At 75.9% G+C, this 15,323-nt stretch carries 5 protein-coding genes; 4 read left to right on the forward strand and 1 reads right to left on the reverse strand.

What is annotated here, in order from left to right:
• Positions 1 to 29: 29 nt before the first annotated feature.
• The gene (locus ABZ873_RS20280) at positions 30 to 245 is read left to right on the forward strand and encodes an MbtH family protein (RefSeq protein ID WP_360873672.1); all 216 of its coding nucleotides are present in this window, start codon (positions 30 to 32) and stop codon (positions 243 to 245) included.
• 42 nt (positions 246 to 287) lie between these two features.
• Here the strand turns inward: ABZ873_RS20280 and ABZ873_RS20285 are convergent, their stop codons facing one another.
• Positions 288 to 674: a GNAT family N-acetyltransferase gene (locus tag ABZ873_RS20285; RefSeq protein ID WP_360873675.1), complete on the reverse strand. Its 387-nt coding sequence runs from the start codon at positions 672 to 674 to the stop codon at positions 288 to 290.
• A 267-nt stretch (positions 675 to 941) separates the two neighbouring features.
• On the opposite strand from ABZ873_RS20285, the gene ABZ873_RS20290 reads away from it, so the two are divergent.
• The 3 genes from ABZ873_RS20290 to ABZ873_RS20300 all read left to right on the forward strand — a co-directional run.
• The gene (locus ABZ873_RS20290; RefSeq protein ID WP_360873686.1) at positions 942 to 1,148 is read left to right on the forward strand and encodes a phosphopantetheine-binding protein; all 207 of its coding nucleotides are present in this window, start codon (positions 942 to 944) and stop codon (positions 1,146 to 1,148) included.
• Positions 1,149 to 1,227: 79 nt separating this feature from the next.
• Entirely contained in the window at positions 1,228 to 2,556 is a 1,329-nt protein-coding gene (gene entS / locus ABZ873_RS20295) for an enterobactin transporter EntS (RefSeq protein WP_360873678.1), read from the forward strand.
• A 237-nt stretch (positions 2,557 to 2,793) separates the two neighbouring features.
• Positions 2,794 to 15,323: amino acid adenylation domain-containing protein (locus ABZ873_RS20300; protein WP_360873681.1), on the forward strand; the 12,530-nt coding region annotated here is incomplete at its 3' end.

Consider the following 15,323-nt stretch of genomic DNA (forward strand, 5'->3'; position numbering starts at 1 on the left):
ATCCACCGACCCACCAAGGAGACACCCCGATGGCCACCAACCCCTTCGAGGACGACGACGCCCGCTACTTCGTGCTGGTCAACGAGGAGAACCAGCACTCCCTGTGGCCCGCCTTCGCCGCGGTGCCCGACGGCTGGCGCGTCGTGCACGGCGAGGACAGCCGCGAGGGCTGCGCCGCCTACACCGAGGAGCACTGGACGGACATGCGCCCGGCCTCCCTCGTGGCGGCCGACGCCGCCGTCTGAGCCTCCGGGGGCGGGGGTCCCGTACCCCGCCCCCGGAACCTGTCAGAGGGTCAGCGCGTAGACCTGTGAGCCCCTGGACGGGTCCAGGGCCGCCGCCCAGGCGGCCGGGGCCTGCTCGGGGGCGACGGGTGCGAAGCCGTGCCGTACGAACAGCACGGCGGACCCCGTCGTCGCCGTGAACACCCGGGCGGCGGAGCACCGCCGGGCCCGTGCGAGCGCGGCCCGGAGCAGCGCCGACCCGATCCCCCTGCCCTGGCTGCCGTGCGCCACACAGAAGTTGTGGAGCACGGCCGCCCCCGCGCCCTCGTCCCGTACGGCGACGCACCCGGCCGGTCCGCCGCCGGGGGCGGTGCCTTCCGCGAGGAGGAACTCCCCGACGCTCGCGAGGTAGTGGCCGAGGGGGCGGGCGCGCAGCTCTCCGGACGCCACGAAGGTCCGGGAGAGGGCGAAGAGAGCGTGTGCGTCTCCGAGGTGGGCCGGCCGGACCGGTGCCACGGGGAGATCTGCTGCAACTGGAATCACAGAAATTAGGTTAGCCTTACCTAAGTCATCCGAGGGTGAGGCGGCCGCCCATTCCCCCGAACGAGGAAGCCACCCGCCATGACCACCACGTCCCCCGACACCACCGCCCTCCAGGCCGGCACCCCGGCACCGGGCGACCACCCGCTCCCCGAGGGGCCGTTCGGACTCGACCGGCTGCTCCAGGACGTCGCCGACGTCCTGTGCGCCGAGCCCGAGGAGATCGACCCCGACGAGAACCTGCTCGACCAGGGCCTCGACTCGATCCGGCTGATGTCCCTCGTCTCGCGCTGGCGGACCGAGGGCGCCCAGATCGCTTTCGTGGACCTCGCGGAGCGGCCCACGCTCCGCGAATGGGCCGAACTCCTCGCGCCGGCCTCCTGACCGGAGGCGGCCGCCGCGCCGCACCGACCCGCCCCACCGCCGCCCCCGCCCCGTCCCCGTCCCTCCATCGGAGCCCCCCGTGTCCCTGCGCGACCTCGTCATCGACATAGAACCGCTGCGCGCCTCACCCGACTTCCGCGCGGTCTTCATCGCCCGCGTGGTGTCGCTGTTCGGCCTGGGCATGGCCACCGTCGCGCTGTCCGCGCAGGTCTGGGAGATGAGCCGGTCCACCTTCCAGGTGGCCGTCGTCAGCATGATCATGAGCATCAGCGTGCTGGTCGGTTCCCTCTGGGGCGGGATGATGGCGGACCGCACCGACCGCCGCACGCTGATCCTCTGGGCGCGCGGCGCCGCGGCCCTGGCCTTCGCCGGACTCGCCGTCAACGCCTTCCTGCCCGACCCCTCCCTGTGGGCCATCTACCTCTGCGTGGCCTGGGACGGGCTGGCCTCCGGCGTCAGCGTCACCGCGCTGATGGCCGCCGCCCCCGGCCTGGTCCGCGACGACCAGCTGCCCGCCGCCGGGGCGCTGATGTCCCTCACCGGTGAGATCGGCTCCGTCACCGCCCCGTTCCTCGGCGGCGTCCTGCTCGCGCTGTGGGGCACCGGCCCGGTCTTCGCCTTCACCGCCGTCACCACCGCCGTCACCACGCTGCTGATCACCCGGGTCCGGCCGCTGCCCCCCGGTGGCGCGGACGAGGAGGACGAGGACGGCGGCAAGGGGCCCCGTTCCCCGCTGGCCGGCTTCCGGTTCGTCTTCCGGGACCGCGTCGTCGGCGGCCTGGTCCTGCTCGGCGGGGTGACCGCCACCTTCAACGTGCCCGTCGTGCTCTTCCCCGAGATGGTGGACCGCCGCTTCGGCGGCGGCGAGGTCATGCTCGGCCTGCTCTACACCGCTCCCGCCGTCGGCGCCGTCCTGGTCTCCGCCACCAGCGGCTGGCTGGGCCGCGCCGCCCGCCCCGGACGGCTGCTGCTGACCGCCGCGTTCACCGGCGGCCTGGCCACCCTCGGCTTCGGGCTGAGCGGCTCCCCCGTGCTCGCCTTCGCCCTGCTGGCCGTCGGCGGCGCCGCCGGAACCGTCTACGAGATCCTCGAGTACGCCCTCGTCCAGCACCACACCCCGGACGCGATGCGCGGCCGGGTCATCAGCGTGATCACCGCCCAGGGCACCAGCGGCGACATCGTCGGCGACGCCGAGGTCGCGGCGATCGCCCGCTGGTTCAGCCCCGCCGGCGCCGCGATCATCAACGGCGCGGTCTGCGCGGTCGCCGCCGTCGCGGTGGCCGTGGCCGTGCCGGGGCTGCGCAACGCCACCCTCCCCTCCCGGTCGGCCCTCGACGACGAGGAGCCCGCCCCGCGCGACGACGAGGCCCCGCCCGGCACCGCCGCCCCCGCCGCGGCCGGCGTCTGAGCCCCGGCCCCGCCGACCGCTCCCGCACCACCACCGGCCCAGCCCCGCACCACCACCGGCCCGCGCCGGGCCACCACCGGCCCGCCCCGCCCGTACCGCGGCCCCGCACGGCCACCGGCACCGCCGGTCCGCGACGCCGCCCCGGGGCACCCCGCGCGGCCGCACCCCGGCACCGCCCCCGTACACCTCCGGCCGACCGCCGTCCCGGTCCCGCCGACGACCACTGGAGCACCACCCATGAGCGACCGCACCCCCCAGCGTCTCCCCCTCACCGGGGCGCAGACCGGCGTCTGGTACGGCCAGCGGCTCGACCCGGAATCCCCGGTCTTCAACGTCGGCCAGTACGTCGAGATCCAGGGCCCGGTGGACCCTGAGCTGTTCACCGCCGCCCTGCGGCACACCGTCGCCGAGTGCGACGCCCTCACCGCGGCCTTCGGGGAGGACGCCGACGGGGAGCCGTACCAGGTGGTCCCGGCCGACCCGGCGGCCGTCCCGGTCGTGGTGCCCGTACTCGACCACCGCGCGCAGGAGGACCCGTACGGCACGGCCCTGTCGCTGATGCACCGTGACATGGCCACCCCGGCCGACCCGGCGCGCGACGCGCTGTACTGTTTCAGCCTGCACCGCGTGGCCCCGGACCGGACGCTCTGGTACCAGCGCGTGCACCACATCGCCCTCGACGCCTACGGCTTCTCGCTGGTGTCGCGGCGTACCGCCGAGGTGTACACGGCGCTCGCCGAGGGCCGCGACCCCGGCCCCTCGCCCTTCCCCGGTCTGGCCGCCGTCCTCGACGAGGAGGCCGGCTACCAGGGCTCGGACCGGCACACCGCCGACCGCGCCTACTGGCGGGAGCGGCTGGCCGGGCTGCCGGAGCCGGCCCCGCTGAGCGGCGCCGCGCACCCCGCCGCGCACTCCTTCCTGCGCGCCCACGCCGTACTGGGCCCCGCCCCGACGGGCCTGCTGCTGGCCGCCGCCCGGTCCGTGCGCGCGAGCTGGGCGGACGCCGTGACCGCCGCCTTCGCCGCCTGGCTGCACCGGGCGGGCGGCTCCCGCGACGTGGTCCTCTCGCTGCCGGCCATGGCCCGCCTGGGCTCCGCCGCGCTGCGCGTGCCCGCGATGGTGGTCAACGTGCTGCCGCTGCGGGTCCCCGTACGCCCGGACATGCCCTTCGGGGAGCTCGTCGCCGGGGTCGCGGGCGGGGTGCGCGAGCTGCGCCGCCACCAGCACCACCGGGCCGAGGACATCCGCCGCGAACTGACCCCGGGCGCGGAGGGCTCCGGCACCTTCGGCCCGATGCTGAACGTCAAGGCGTTCGACTACGGGCTGGACTTCGCGGGCGCCCCCGCCTCCGTGCACAACGTGGCCGCCGGGCCCGTGGACGACCTGACCCTCGGCGTGCACCACGACGAGGCCGAGGGCCGGATCCGGCTGGAGCTGGACGCGAACCCGCTGGCCTACGACCGGGCCGCCGCCGAAGGGCTGCTCGCCGAGTTCGCGCACTTCCTGACCGCCTGCGCCGAGGCCGGCGCCGACGCGCCCGTCGGCCGCCCCGACCTGCTCACCCCGGCCGCCCTGGAGGCCGTCACCGCCGACGCCACCGGCCGTACCGTGCCCGCCGGTCCCATCGTCGCCGCCTTCGCGGAGGCCGCGCGCCTGCACCCCGGGGTGCCCGCGCTGATCGCCGGGGACACCGTCCTCGACCACGCCACGCTGCACGCGCGCGCCGACCGGCTGGCCCGGCTGCTGATCGGGCGGGGCGTGGGCCCGGAGTCCTTCGTCGGGCTCGCCCTGCCGCGTGGCGCCGACCTCGTCGTGGCCCTGCTCGCCGTCCTCAAGGCGGGCGGCGCCTATCTGCCGCTGGACCTCGAATACCCGGCGGACCGGCTGCGGTTCATGGTGGACGACGCCCGCCCGGTGTGCGTCCTGACCACCCTGGACAGCGCCGCCCTCGCCCCGGAGGCGCCCGGCACCGAGCGTGTCGTCCTGGACGCCCCCGACACCCTCGCCGCGCTGGCCGCGCTCCCGGACGGCCCCGTCGGCGACGCCGACCGCCTCGCGCCGCTGACCGGCGCCCACCCCGCGTACGTGATCCACACCTCCGGCTCCACCGGCCGCCCCAAGGGCGTGGTGGTCCCGCACGACGCGCTCGCCAACTTCCTGCACATGCAGGCCGAGGTGCTGGGCCTGGCCCCCGCGGACCGGCTCGTCGCCGTCACCACCGTCTCCTTCGACATCCACGTCCTGGAGATCCACACCCCGCTGCTGTGCGGGGCCACGATCGTGCTCGCCGACCGGGACACCGTCCGCGAACCGGCCGCCCTGGCCGCCCTCGTGGACACCCACCGGCCCGCCGTCGTGCAGGCCACCCCCTCGCTGTGGCACGCCCTGCTGGAGGACGGCCGCCCCACCACCCTGGCCGGTACCCGCGTCCTCGTCGGCGGCGAGGCGCTGCCCGCCGCGCTCGCCGAGCGCCTGGCCCGCGCCGCCCGGTCCGTCACCAATGTGTACGGGCCCACCGAGGCCACCGTCTGGGCCACCTCCGCGGACCTTCCCGCCGACCACACCGGCGTGCCGGGCATCGGCCTGCCGTTCTGGAACACCCGCGCCCATGTCCTGGACGGGGCCCTGCGCCCGGTCCCCGCCGGGCGCCCCGGCGAGCTGTACCTGGCCGGCGCCCAGCTGGCCCGCGGCTACCTGGGCCGTCCGGCCCTGACCTCGGAGCGGTTCACCGCCGACCCCTTCGGCCCGGCCGGCTCCCGCATGTACCGCACGGGCGACCTGGTACGCCGCGACGCCGACGGGCGGCTGGAGTTCGTGGGCCGCGCCGACGACCAGGTGAAGCTGCGCGGGCACCGGATCGAACCGGGCGAGGTGGAGGCGGCGCTCGCCGCGGCCGCCGGCACGGGCCGCGCCGTGGCCCTCGTACGCGAGGACGAGCCGGGCCGGCAGCTGCTCGTCGGCTATGTCACCCGGGGTACGGACGGCACCGCGCCCGACCCGGCCGCCGTGCGGCGCGCCGCCGCCGAGGCCCTGCCCGCCTACATGGTCCCGGCCGCCGTGGTGGTCCTGGACTCCTTCCCGCTGACCGCCAACGGCAAGGTGGACCGCAAGGCGCTGCCCGCGCCCGCCGCCGGCGCGGCCGGTGCGGGCGGCGGTCGCGCCCCGCGCGGGGCCCGCGAGGAGATCGTCACCGGCGTCCTCGCGGACGTGCTGGACGTGGCGGAACTCGACCCGGAGGACGACTTCTTCGCCTTCGGCGGGCACTCTCTGCTCGCCTCCCGGGCCGCCGCCCGGCTGCGCACGGCGCTGGGCGCCGACTGCGCCATCCGCGACGTGTTCGAGGCACGCACGGCCCGCGCGCTCGCCGCCCGGCTCGCCGGACGCTCCGCCCCGGCCCGCCGCTCCCCCGCCGCCGCCGGGCGCCCGGAGGTGCTGCCGCTGTCGTACGCGCAGCAGCGCCTGTGGTTCCTGCACCAGCTGGAGGGGCCCTCCACCACCTACAACATCCCGTTCTCCGTACGGTTCGAGGACCGGCTCGACGCCACCGCCCTGGCCGCGGCCCTCACCGACACCCTCGCCCGGCACGAGGCCCTGCGCACCGTGTTCGAGGAGCACGACGGGGTCCCCGCCCAGCGGGTGCTGCCGGCCGGTGCCGCCGGGGTGCCGCTGCACGTGACCGAGACCGGCGGCGGTTCCGCCGTGGACGCCGCCGTGGACGCGGCGCTCGGCCACCGCTTCGACCTGTCGGCGGGCGCCCCCGTCCGCGTCACCCTGGTCCGCACCGCGGGCGCCGGTGACGTGCTCGTGGTGCTGCTGCACCACATCGCCTCCGACGAGTGGTCGATGGGCCCCTTCCTGGCGGACCTGACCGCCGCCTACGCCGCGCGGACGGCGGGCCGCGCCCCGGAGTCCGCCGCGCTGCCCCTCCAGTACGCCGACTACGCCCTGTGGCAGCGCGAGCTGCTGGGCTCGCCCGCCGACCCGGAGTCGCTGGCCGCCGGCCAGGCCGCGTACTGGCGGCGGGCGCTCGCGGGCGCCCCGCAGGAACTGGCGCTGCCCGCCGACCGCGGCAGGCCCGCCACGGCGGCCGAGGCGGCGGCCGGGGCCATGGTCTACCGGCCGGTCCCGGACGCGGTGGCCGAGGGCATCCGGCACCTGGCGCGGGAGAGCGGCACCAGTGTGTTCATGGTGGTGCACGCCGCGGTGGCGGCCCTGCTGCACCGGCTCGGCGCGGGCGACGACATCGTCCTGGGCACCCCGGTCGCGGGCCGCTCCGACAGCGCCCTCGACGAGCTGGTCGGCTTCTTCGTCAACACCCTGGTGCTCCGCACCGACCTGGGCGGCGACCCGACCTTCACCGAGCTGCTGGCCCGGGTACGGGCCACCGACCTGGCCGCCCTCGACCACTCCGACCTGCCGTTCGACGCGGTGGTGGAGGCGGTGTCCCCCGAGCGCTCCCCCGTCCGGCACCCGCTGTTCCAGACGATGGTCTCGCACAGCACGATCAGCCAGGACCTGCGGACCCTCTTCGGGCTGCCCGCGCGCGTGGACCGGATCGACCCCGGCGCCGCCAAGTTCGACCTCGACGTGACCTTCTCCGACTCGGCGCACGGCACCGGCCTGGAGCTGGAGGTCTTCTACGCGACCGCCCGCTTCGACGCGGCCACCGCGGAGGCGTTCACCGAACGGCTGCTGCGCATCCTCGCCGAGGCCGTCACCACCCCCGAACGGCCCGTCTCCGCATGGGAGTTGCTGGACTCCACCGAGCAGTCGGCGCTGGAGCGGTGGAACACCACCGGCCGTCCCGTCGCCCCCGAGTCGGTACCGGAGGTGTTCGCGGCCGGCACCGCCGCGCACCCCGACGCCCTCGCCGTGGTGGCGGGCGCGGACCGGCTGACCTTCGCCGCGCTGGACGAGCGCGCCGCCCGCCTGGCGACGCTGCTCGTGGAGGCGGGCGCGGGCCCGGACACCGTCGTCGCCCTGGCCGTGCCCCGCTCCGCGGACACCGTGGTCGCGCTGCTGGCGGTCCTGCGGGCGGGGGCCGCGTACCTGCCGCTGGACCTGGACCACCCGGCCGACCGGCTGGCCTTCATGCTCGACGACGCCGCGCCCGTCTGCGTGGTGACCACCCGCGCCGCCGCCGGCCGGGTGCCCGGGGTGCCCGCGCTGGTGCTGGACGACCCGGCGACCGGGGACCGGCTGGCCGCCGCCGCACCGCTGCCGCAGGTCCCGGTGCACCCGGAGCACGCCGCGTACGTCATCTACACCTCGGGCTCCACGGGCGTACCCAAGGGCGTCGTACTGCGGCACGCGGGCCTGACCCGGCTCTTCCGCGACCACCAGCGCGACCTGTACGGGCCGGTCGCCGACCGGCTGGGCCGCCGGGTGCGGGCCGTGCACACCGCCTCCTTCTCCTTCGACTCCTCCTGGGAGCAGCTGCTGTGGCTGGTCGCCGGCCATGAGCTGCACGTCCTGGACGAGTTCGGCCGCCGGGACGCCGAGGCCGTCGTCGGCTACGTGCGGGAGCACCGCATCGACGCCCTGGACGTGACCCCCTCGTACGGTCGGCAGCTCGTGGACGCCGGCCTGCTGGCCGGCACCTGGCGCCCCGCGCTGTTCCTGCTCGGCGGCGAGGCCGTACCGCCCGGCCTGTGGTCCGAGCTGCGCGGGATCTCCGGCGTGGAGACCGTCAACTACTACGGGCCCACCGAGTTCACCGTGGACGCGCTGGTCGCCCGGGTGGGCGACAGCCCCACCCCGGTGGTCGGCCGGCCGCTGGACAACGCACGGGCCTACGTCCTGGACGCGCGGCTGCGCCCGGTCCCCCCGGGCGTGCCCGGCGAGCTGTACCTGGCCGGCGAGCAGAACGCCCGCGGCTACCTGGGCCGCGCCGCGCTCACCTCGGAGCGGTTCACCGCCGACCCGCTGGGCGCGCCCGGCACCCGCATGTACCGCACCGGTGACCTGGCGCGGTGGCGGGCCGACGGCCTGCTGGAGTTCCTGGGGCGCACCGACGACCAGGTGAAGATTCGCGGCTTCCGTGTGGAGCCGGGCGAGGTCGAGGCGGCGCTCGCCGCCCTGGACGGGGTGTCTGCGGCGGCCGTACTGGTCCGCGAGGACCTGCCCGGCGCGGCCGGACTGCCCGAGCTGGTCGGCTACGCGGCCTCCGCCTCGGCGGACCCGGAGGAGCTGCGGCGCGCTCTGGCCGCCGTACTGCCCGAGCACCTGGTCCCGGCCGCCGTGGTGGTCATGCCCGAGCTGCCGGTGAACGTGAACGGCAAGCTGGACCGGGCGGCCCTGCCCGTGCCCGGCCCGCGCGCCGCCGGGGAGTCCCGGGCGCCGCGCGGAGCGGCCGAGGAGCGCATCGCGGCGGTGTTCGCCGAGGTGCTGGGGCTGACGTCGGTCGGCGCCGAGGACGACTTCTTCCGGCTGGGCGGGCATTCGCTGCTCGCGACCCGGCTGGTGGCGCGGATCCGGGCGGCCGGTACGGCCTGCTCGGTGCGGGACGTCTTCGAGGCGCGCACGGTGGCGGGGCTCGCGGAGCGCCTGACCGGCCGGGGCGGCAGCGGCCGTACGGAGCCGGTGGCCCTCGCCGTGCGCCCCGGGCGGCTGCCCATGGCCCCGGCCCAGGCCCGGCTGTGGTTCCTGGACCGGCTGGACGGCCCCTCGGCCACGTACAACGTGCCGCTGGCGGTCCGGCTCTCGGGGCCGGTGGACGTCGACGCGCTGCGGGCGGCGGTCACCGATGTGGTGGCCCGGCACGAGGCGCTGCGCACGGTCTTCGGCGAGGACGCCGAGGGCCCGTACCAGCGGGTGCTGGAACCCGGCGCGGCCGAGGTGCCGTTCACCGTGGCGGCGGTCGGCGCCGAGGAGACCGAGGCGGCGCTGGACGCGGCCGCGGGCCACGCCTTCGACCTGGAGCGGGAACTCCCGGTGCGGGTGAGCCTGCTGTCGGAGGGCGCGGCGGAGCACACCCTGCTCGTGCTGTTCCACCACATCGCCTCCGACGAGTGGTCGACGGGCCCCTTCCTGGCCGACCTGGCCGCGGCCTACGCGGCGCGCACGGCGGGCCGGGCACCGGAGTTCGCCCCGCTGCCCGTGCAGTACCCGGACTACGCGCTGTGGCAGCGCGGGCTGCTCGGGGACCCGGCAGCACCGGACTCGGTGGCCACGGCGCAGGCCGCGTACTGGAGCGGGACGCTGGCCGGGATCCCCGCCGAGCTGACCCTCCCCGCCGACCGCGGCCGCCCGGCGGTGCCCTCGCACGAGGGCCGCACGGTGACGGTGGGCCTGCCCGAGCACCTGGTGGCCGGGCTGGAGGGGCTGGCCTCCTCCGCCGGGACCACCATGTTCACGGTGGTCTCCTCGGCGGTGGCGACGCTGCTGCACCGGCTGGGCGTCGGCGAGGACGTACCGCTGGGCTTCCCGGCCTCGGGGCGTACGGCGGAGTCCCTGGACCCGCTGGTCGGCTTCTTCGTCAACACCCTGGTGCTGCGCGCCGACCTGTCCGGCGACCCGGGCTTCGCGGAGCTGCTGGAGCGCACCTCCCGCGCGGCGACGGGGGCGCTGGAGCACGGCGACCTGCCGTTCGACGCGGTGGTCGAGGCGGTGGCGCCCGAGCGGTCCCTGTCCCGGCACCCGCTGTTCCAGACGATGGTGGCCTACGAGGGCGGTACGCCGATGCCGTCCGGCCTGTTCGGCGCGTCGGTGACGGCGGCCGAGCGCCAGGTGGGCGCGGGCGCGGCCAAGTTCGACCTGGAGGTGCTGTTCCGGCGGACGCCGATCGGGATGAGCTGCGGGATCCGGTACGCGGTGGACCTCTTCGAGGAGTCCACGGTGATGGCCCTCGCGGGCCGTCTGGTCCGGCTGCTCGACGCGGTGGCCGCGGACCCGTCCGTACGCCTCTCCGCCATCGGGCTCATGGACGAGGCCGAGCGCGAGCAGGTCCTCCACGGCTTCAACGACACGGCGGTGGCCCTGGACGGGCCGACCACCCTGGCGGACCTGGTCAGCGCCGGAGCCTCCGCGGCCCAGGGCCCGGCCCTGGTCTTCGAGGGCACCGCACTGTCCCGCCCCGACTTCGAGACGGCCGTCAACCGCCTCGCCCGGCTGCTCATCGGCCGCGGAGTCGGACCCGAATCCATCGTCGCCGTCGCCCTCCCCCGCTCCACCGACCTGCTCATAGCCCTCCACGCCGTCGTCCGCGCCGGAGGCGCCTACCTCCCGCTCGACCCCTCGCTGCCGGCCGACCGGCTGGCGTACATGACGGCGACGGCCCGCCCGGTGTGCCTGCTGACCGACACCGCTTCGGCGGCTGCCGTACCGGCGGCCGACGGCATGGACGTGGTGCTGCTGGACGCGGCGGGAACGGTGGCCGAGACCGCCGGCCTGCCCGCCGGACCGGTGGCGGACGCGGAGCGGACGCGGCCGCTGCTGCCGCGCCACCCGGCGTACCTGATCTTCACCAGTGGTTCGACCGGCCGGCCGAAGGGCGTGCTCGTGGAGCACGAGGCCATCGTCAACCGCCTGGAGTGGATGCAGCACGCCTACCGGCTCACCGCCGAGGACCGGGTGCTCCAGAAGACGCCGACCGGCTTCGACGTCTCCGTCTGGGAGCTGTTCTGGCCCCTCGCCCAGGGCGTGCCGCTGGTCATCGCCCGGCCCGAGGGCCACAAGGAGCCCGCGTACCTGGCGGAGCTGATCGGTGAACAGCGCGTCACCGTCTGCCACTTCGTGCCCTCGATGCTCGGCGCCTATCTGGCCGAGCACCGGATCGGCGCCACCCCGGCCCTCCGGCTGGTCGTGTGCAGCGGCGAGGCCCTCACCACGGACCTGGTGGAGCTCTTCCACGCGCACAACACGCACGGCGCCGAACTGGCCAACCTCTACGGGCCCACCGAGGCAGCCGTCGACGTCACCGCGATGACGGCCGCCGCCGGTGCGCAGTCGCCCACCGCGCCGATCGGTACGCCGGTGTGGAACACCCGCACCTACGTCCTCGACGACCACCTCAACCCCGTACCCCCCGGCACCCCCGGAGAGCTCTACCTCGCAGGCACCCAACTCGCCCGCGGCTACCTCACCCGACCCCACCTCACCGCAGAACGCTTCACCGCCGACCCCCACGGACCCACCGGCAGCCGCATGTACCGCACCGGAGACCTCGTCCGCCAAACCCCCGACGGAACCCTCCACTACCTCGGCCGCACCGACCACCAGATCAAACTCCGCGGCCTCCGCATCGAACCCGCAGAAATCGAAAACACCCTCACCACCCACCCCCACCTCACCCACACCACCGTCCAGCTCCGCGAAGACACCCCGGGTGTCCAGCACCTGGTGGCGTACGTGGTGGTGGCCGCCGGGCTCGCGGAGCCCGGTGCGGCGGAGCTGCGGGCGTGGGCGGCGGACCGGCTGCCCGAGTACATGGTGCCGAGCTTCTTCGTGACGCTGCCCACCCTGCCGCTGTCCGCCAACGGCAAGCTGGACCGCAAGGCGCTGCCCGCGCCCGAGCTGCCCGGGGCCACCGTCGCGCGTGCCCCGCGCGACGCCCGCGAGGAGATCGCCGTCGGCGTGTTCGCGGACGTCCTGGGCCGCGCGGTGGTCGGCGCGGACGACGACTTCTTCGCGCTCGGCGGTCACTCGCTGCTCGCCGCCCGAGTGGCGGCCCGGCTGCGGGAGTCCCTGGGCGGCGAGTGCGCCGTACGGGACGTGTTCGAGCTGCGGACCCCGGCGCGGCTGGCCGAGCGCCTGGCCGGGCGGGCCGCGGGCGACGCCCGCCCACTGCCGGTCCTGGCCGAGGCGGCCGCCCTGCGCGCCGAACGGCCGCCGCTGTCGTACTCCCAGCACCGGCTGTGGCTGCTGGACGCCCTCCGGGGCACCGGCACCGTCTACAACGTGCCGGTCGCGGTGCGGCTGCGCGGGCCCGTGGACGCGGACGCGCTGCGCGCCGCCGTGCAGGACCTGGCCGCGCGGCACGAGGTGCTGCGTACGGTGATCGCCGAGCACGAGGGCGAGCCGTACCAGCGGGTGCTGCCCGTGGAGCGGGCCGTGGTGCCGGTGGAGGTACGGGACGTGCCCGCGGGCCGGCTCGACGCCGAGGCGGTGGCCGCGGGCGGGTACGTCTTCGACCTGGAGCGGGACCTCCCGCTGCGGGTGACGCTGCTGCGGGCGGCGCCCGACGAGGCGGTGCTGCTGGTGCTGCTGCACCACATCGCCACCGACGAGGCGTCCACCGGCCCGCTGCTGGCGGACCTGTCGGCCGCCTACGAGGCCCGTACGGCGGGCCGCGCGCCGGAGTTCGCCGCGCTGCCGGTGCAGTACGCCGACTTCGCGCGGTGGCAGCGCGAGCTGCTGGGCGACCCCGCCGACGCGGAGTCGGTGGCGGCCGCGCAGGCCGCGTACTGGCGCGAGGCGCTGGCGGGCTCCCCTGCGGAACTGGCCCTTCCGGCCGACCGCGGGCGTCCGGCGGAGCCGAGCTTCCGGGGCGGTGTGGTGCCGTTCGCGGTGCCCGCCGCGACCGCGGAGGGGCTGATCCGGCTGGCCCGGGGCGCCGGGGCGACCCCGTTCATGGTGGTGCACGCGGCGGTGGCCGCCCTGCTGCACCGGCTGGGCGCGGGCGAGGACATCCCGCTGGGCAGCCCGGTGTCGGGGCGCGGTGGCGGGCAGGAGCTCGACGGGCTGGTCGGCTTCTTCCTGAACACCCTGGTCCTGCGGACGGACGTGTCCGGTGACCCGGGCTTCGCCGAGCTGGTGGGCCGGGTGCGGGACACGGCGCTGGCCGGGTTCGCCCGCGCCGACCTGCCGCTGGAGTCGGTGGTCGAGGCGGTGGGACCGGAACGGTCCCGGTCGCGCAATCCGCTCTTCCAGACCATGGTGACCTACCACTCGGCGGAGCCGGCGGCGGAGCTGAGGGAGCTGTTCGGCGTGCCCGCCGAGGAGTTCCCGGTGGAGACCGGCGGGGCCAAGGTGGACCTGGAGCTGGCCTTCGGCACCTTCCGGCCGGACACCGGCTTCGAGGGCGGGATCCGCTATGCCGCGGACCTGTTCGAGGAGTCGACGGTCGTGGCCCTCGCGGGCCGTCTGGTCCGGCTGCTCGACGCGGTGGCCGCGGATCCCTCCGTACGCCTCTCCGCCATCGGGCTGATGGACGAGGCCGAGCGCGAGCAGGTCCTCCACGGCTTCAACGACACGGCGGTGACCCTGGACGGCCCGACCACCCTGGCGGACCTGGTCAGCGCCGGAGCCACCCGGGCCCACGGCCCGGCCCTGGTCTTCGAAGGCGCCGAACTGTCCCGCCCCGACTTCGAGACGGCCGTCAACCGCCTCGCCCGGCTGCTCATCGGCCGCGGAGTCGGACCCGAGTCCATCGTCGCCGTCGCTCTCCCGCGCTCCACCGACCTGCTCATAGCCCTCCACGCCGTCGTCCGCGCCGGAGGCGCCTACCTCCCGCTCGACCTGTCCCTCCCCGGGGACCGGCTGACGTATCTGCTGGACACCGGTGGCCCGGTGCTCACGCTGACGGACGGGGACTCGGCGGCGCTGCTGCCGACGGGTCCGGAGATTCCGCGGGTGGTGCTGGGATCGGCAGAGGCCGAGGCGGAGCTGGCCCGTCAGTCCGACGGGCCGGTGACGGACGCCGAGCGGACGCGGCCGCTCCTCCCCCGCCACCCCGCCTACGTCATCTTCACCAGTGGTTCGACCGGTCGGCCGAAGGGCGTGCTCGTGGAGCACGAGGCCATCGTGAACCGCCTGGAGTGGATGCAGCACGCCTACCGGCTCACCGCCGAGGACCGCGTCCTGCAGAAGACCCCGACCGGCTTCGACGTCTCCGTCTGGGAGCTGTTCTGGCCCCTCGCCCAGGGCGTGCCGCTGGTCATCGCCCGGCCCGAGGGCCACAAGGAGCCCGACTACCTCAACACGCTCATCGCCGATCAGCGGGTGACCGTCTGCCACTTCGTGCCCTCGATGCTCGGCGCCTACCTGGCCGAGCACACCGTCGACAGCACCCCGGCCCTGCGCCTGGTGGTGTGCAGTGGGGAAGCCCTCACCACCGATCTGACCACGCAGTTCCACGAGCGCAACACCCAGGGCGCCGAGCTGGCCAACCTGTACGGGCCCACCGAGGCGGCCGTGGACGTCACCGCGCACCGCACCACGCGGGACTGCTCCGAGGCGACCGCGCCGATCGGTACGCCGGTGTGGAACACCCGCACCTACGTCCTCGACGACCACCTCACCCCCGTACCCCCCGGCACCCCCGGAGAGCTCTACCTCGCCGGAACCCAACTCGCCCGCGGCTACCTCACCCGACCCCACCTCACCGCAGAACGCTTCACCGCAGACCCCCACGGACCCACCGGCAGCCGCATGTACCGCACCGGAGACCTCGTCCGCCAAACCCCCGACGGAACCCTCCACTACCTCGGCCGCACCGACCACCAGATCAAACTCCGCGGCCTCCGCATCGAACCCGCAGAAATCGAGAACACCCTCACCACCCACCCCCACCTCACCCACACCACCGTCCAACTCCGCGAAGACACCCCGGGCGTGCGCCGGCTGGTCGCCTATGTGGTGCCCGCCGAGGGCCGGACCGTGGAGGTGGAGGAGCTGCGGGCGCTGGCCGCCGCCCGGCTGCCGGAGTACATGGTCCCGTCGGCGTTCGTGACGCTGGAGCGGCTGCCGCTCTCGGCCAACGGCAAGCTCGACCGCAAGGCGCTGCCCGCGCCCGCGCTGCCCGCCGCGGCGGCCGCGGCCGTGGCGGC

This window comes from Streptomyces sp. NPDC047014 (assembly GCF_040644195.1).
Lineage (GTDB): Bacteria > Actinomycetota > Actinomycetes > Streptomycetales > Streptomycetaceae > Streptomyces.

Bases quoted from the DNA above. Each gene is read 5' to 3' on its own strand.
- ABZ873_RS20280 (WP_360873672.1), top strand. From the start codon at position 30: ATGGCCACCAACCCCTTCGAGGACGACGACGCCCGCTACTTCGTGCTG.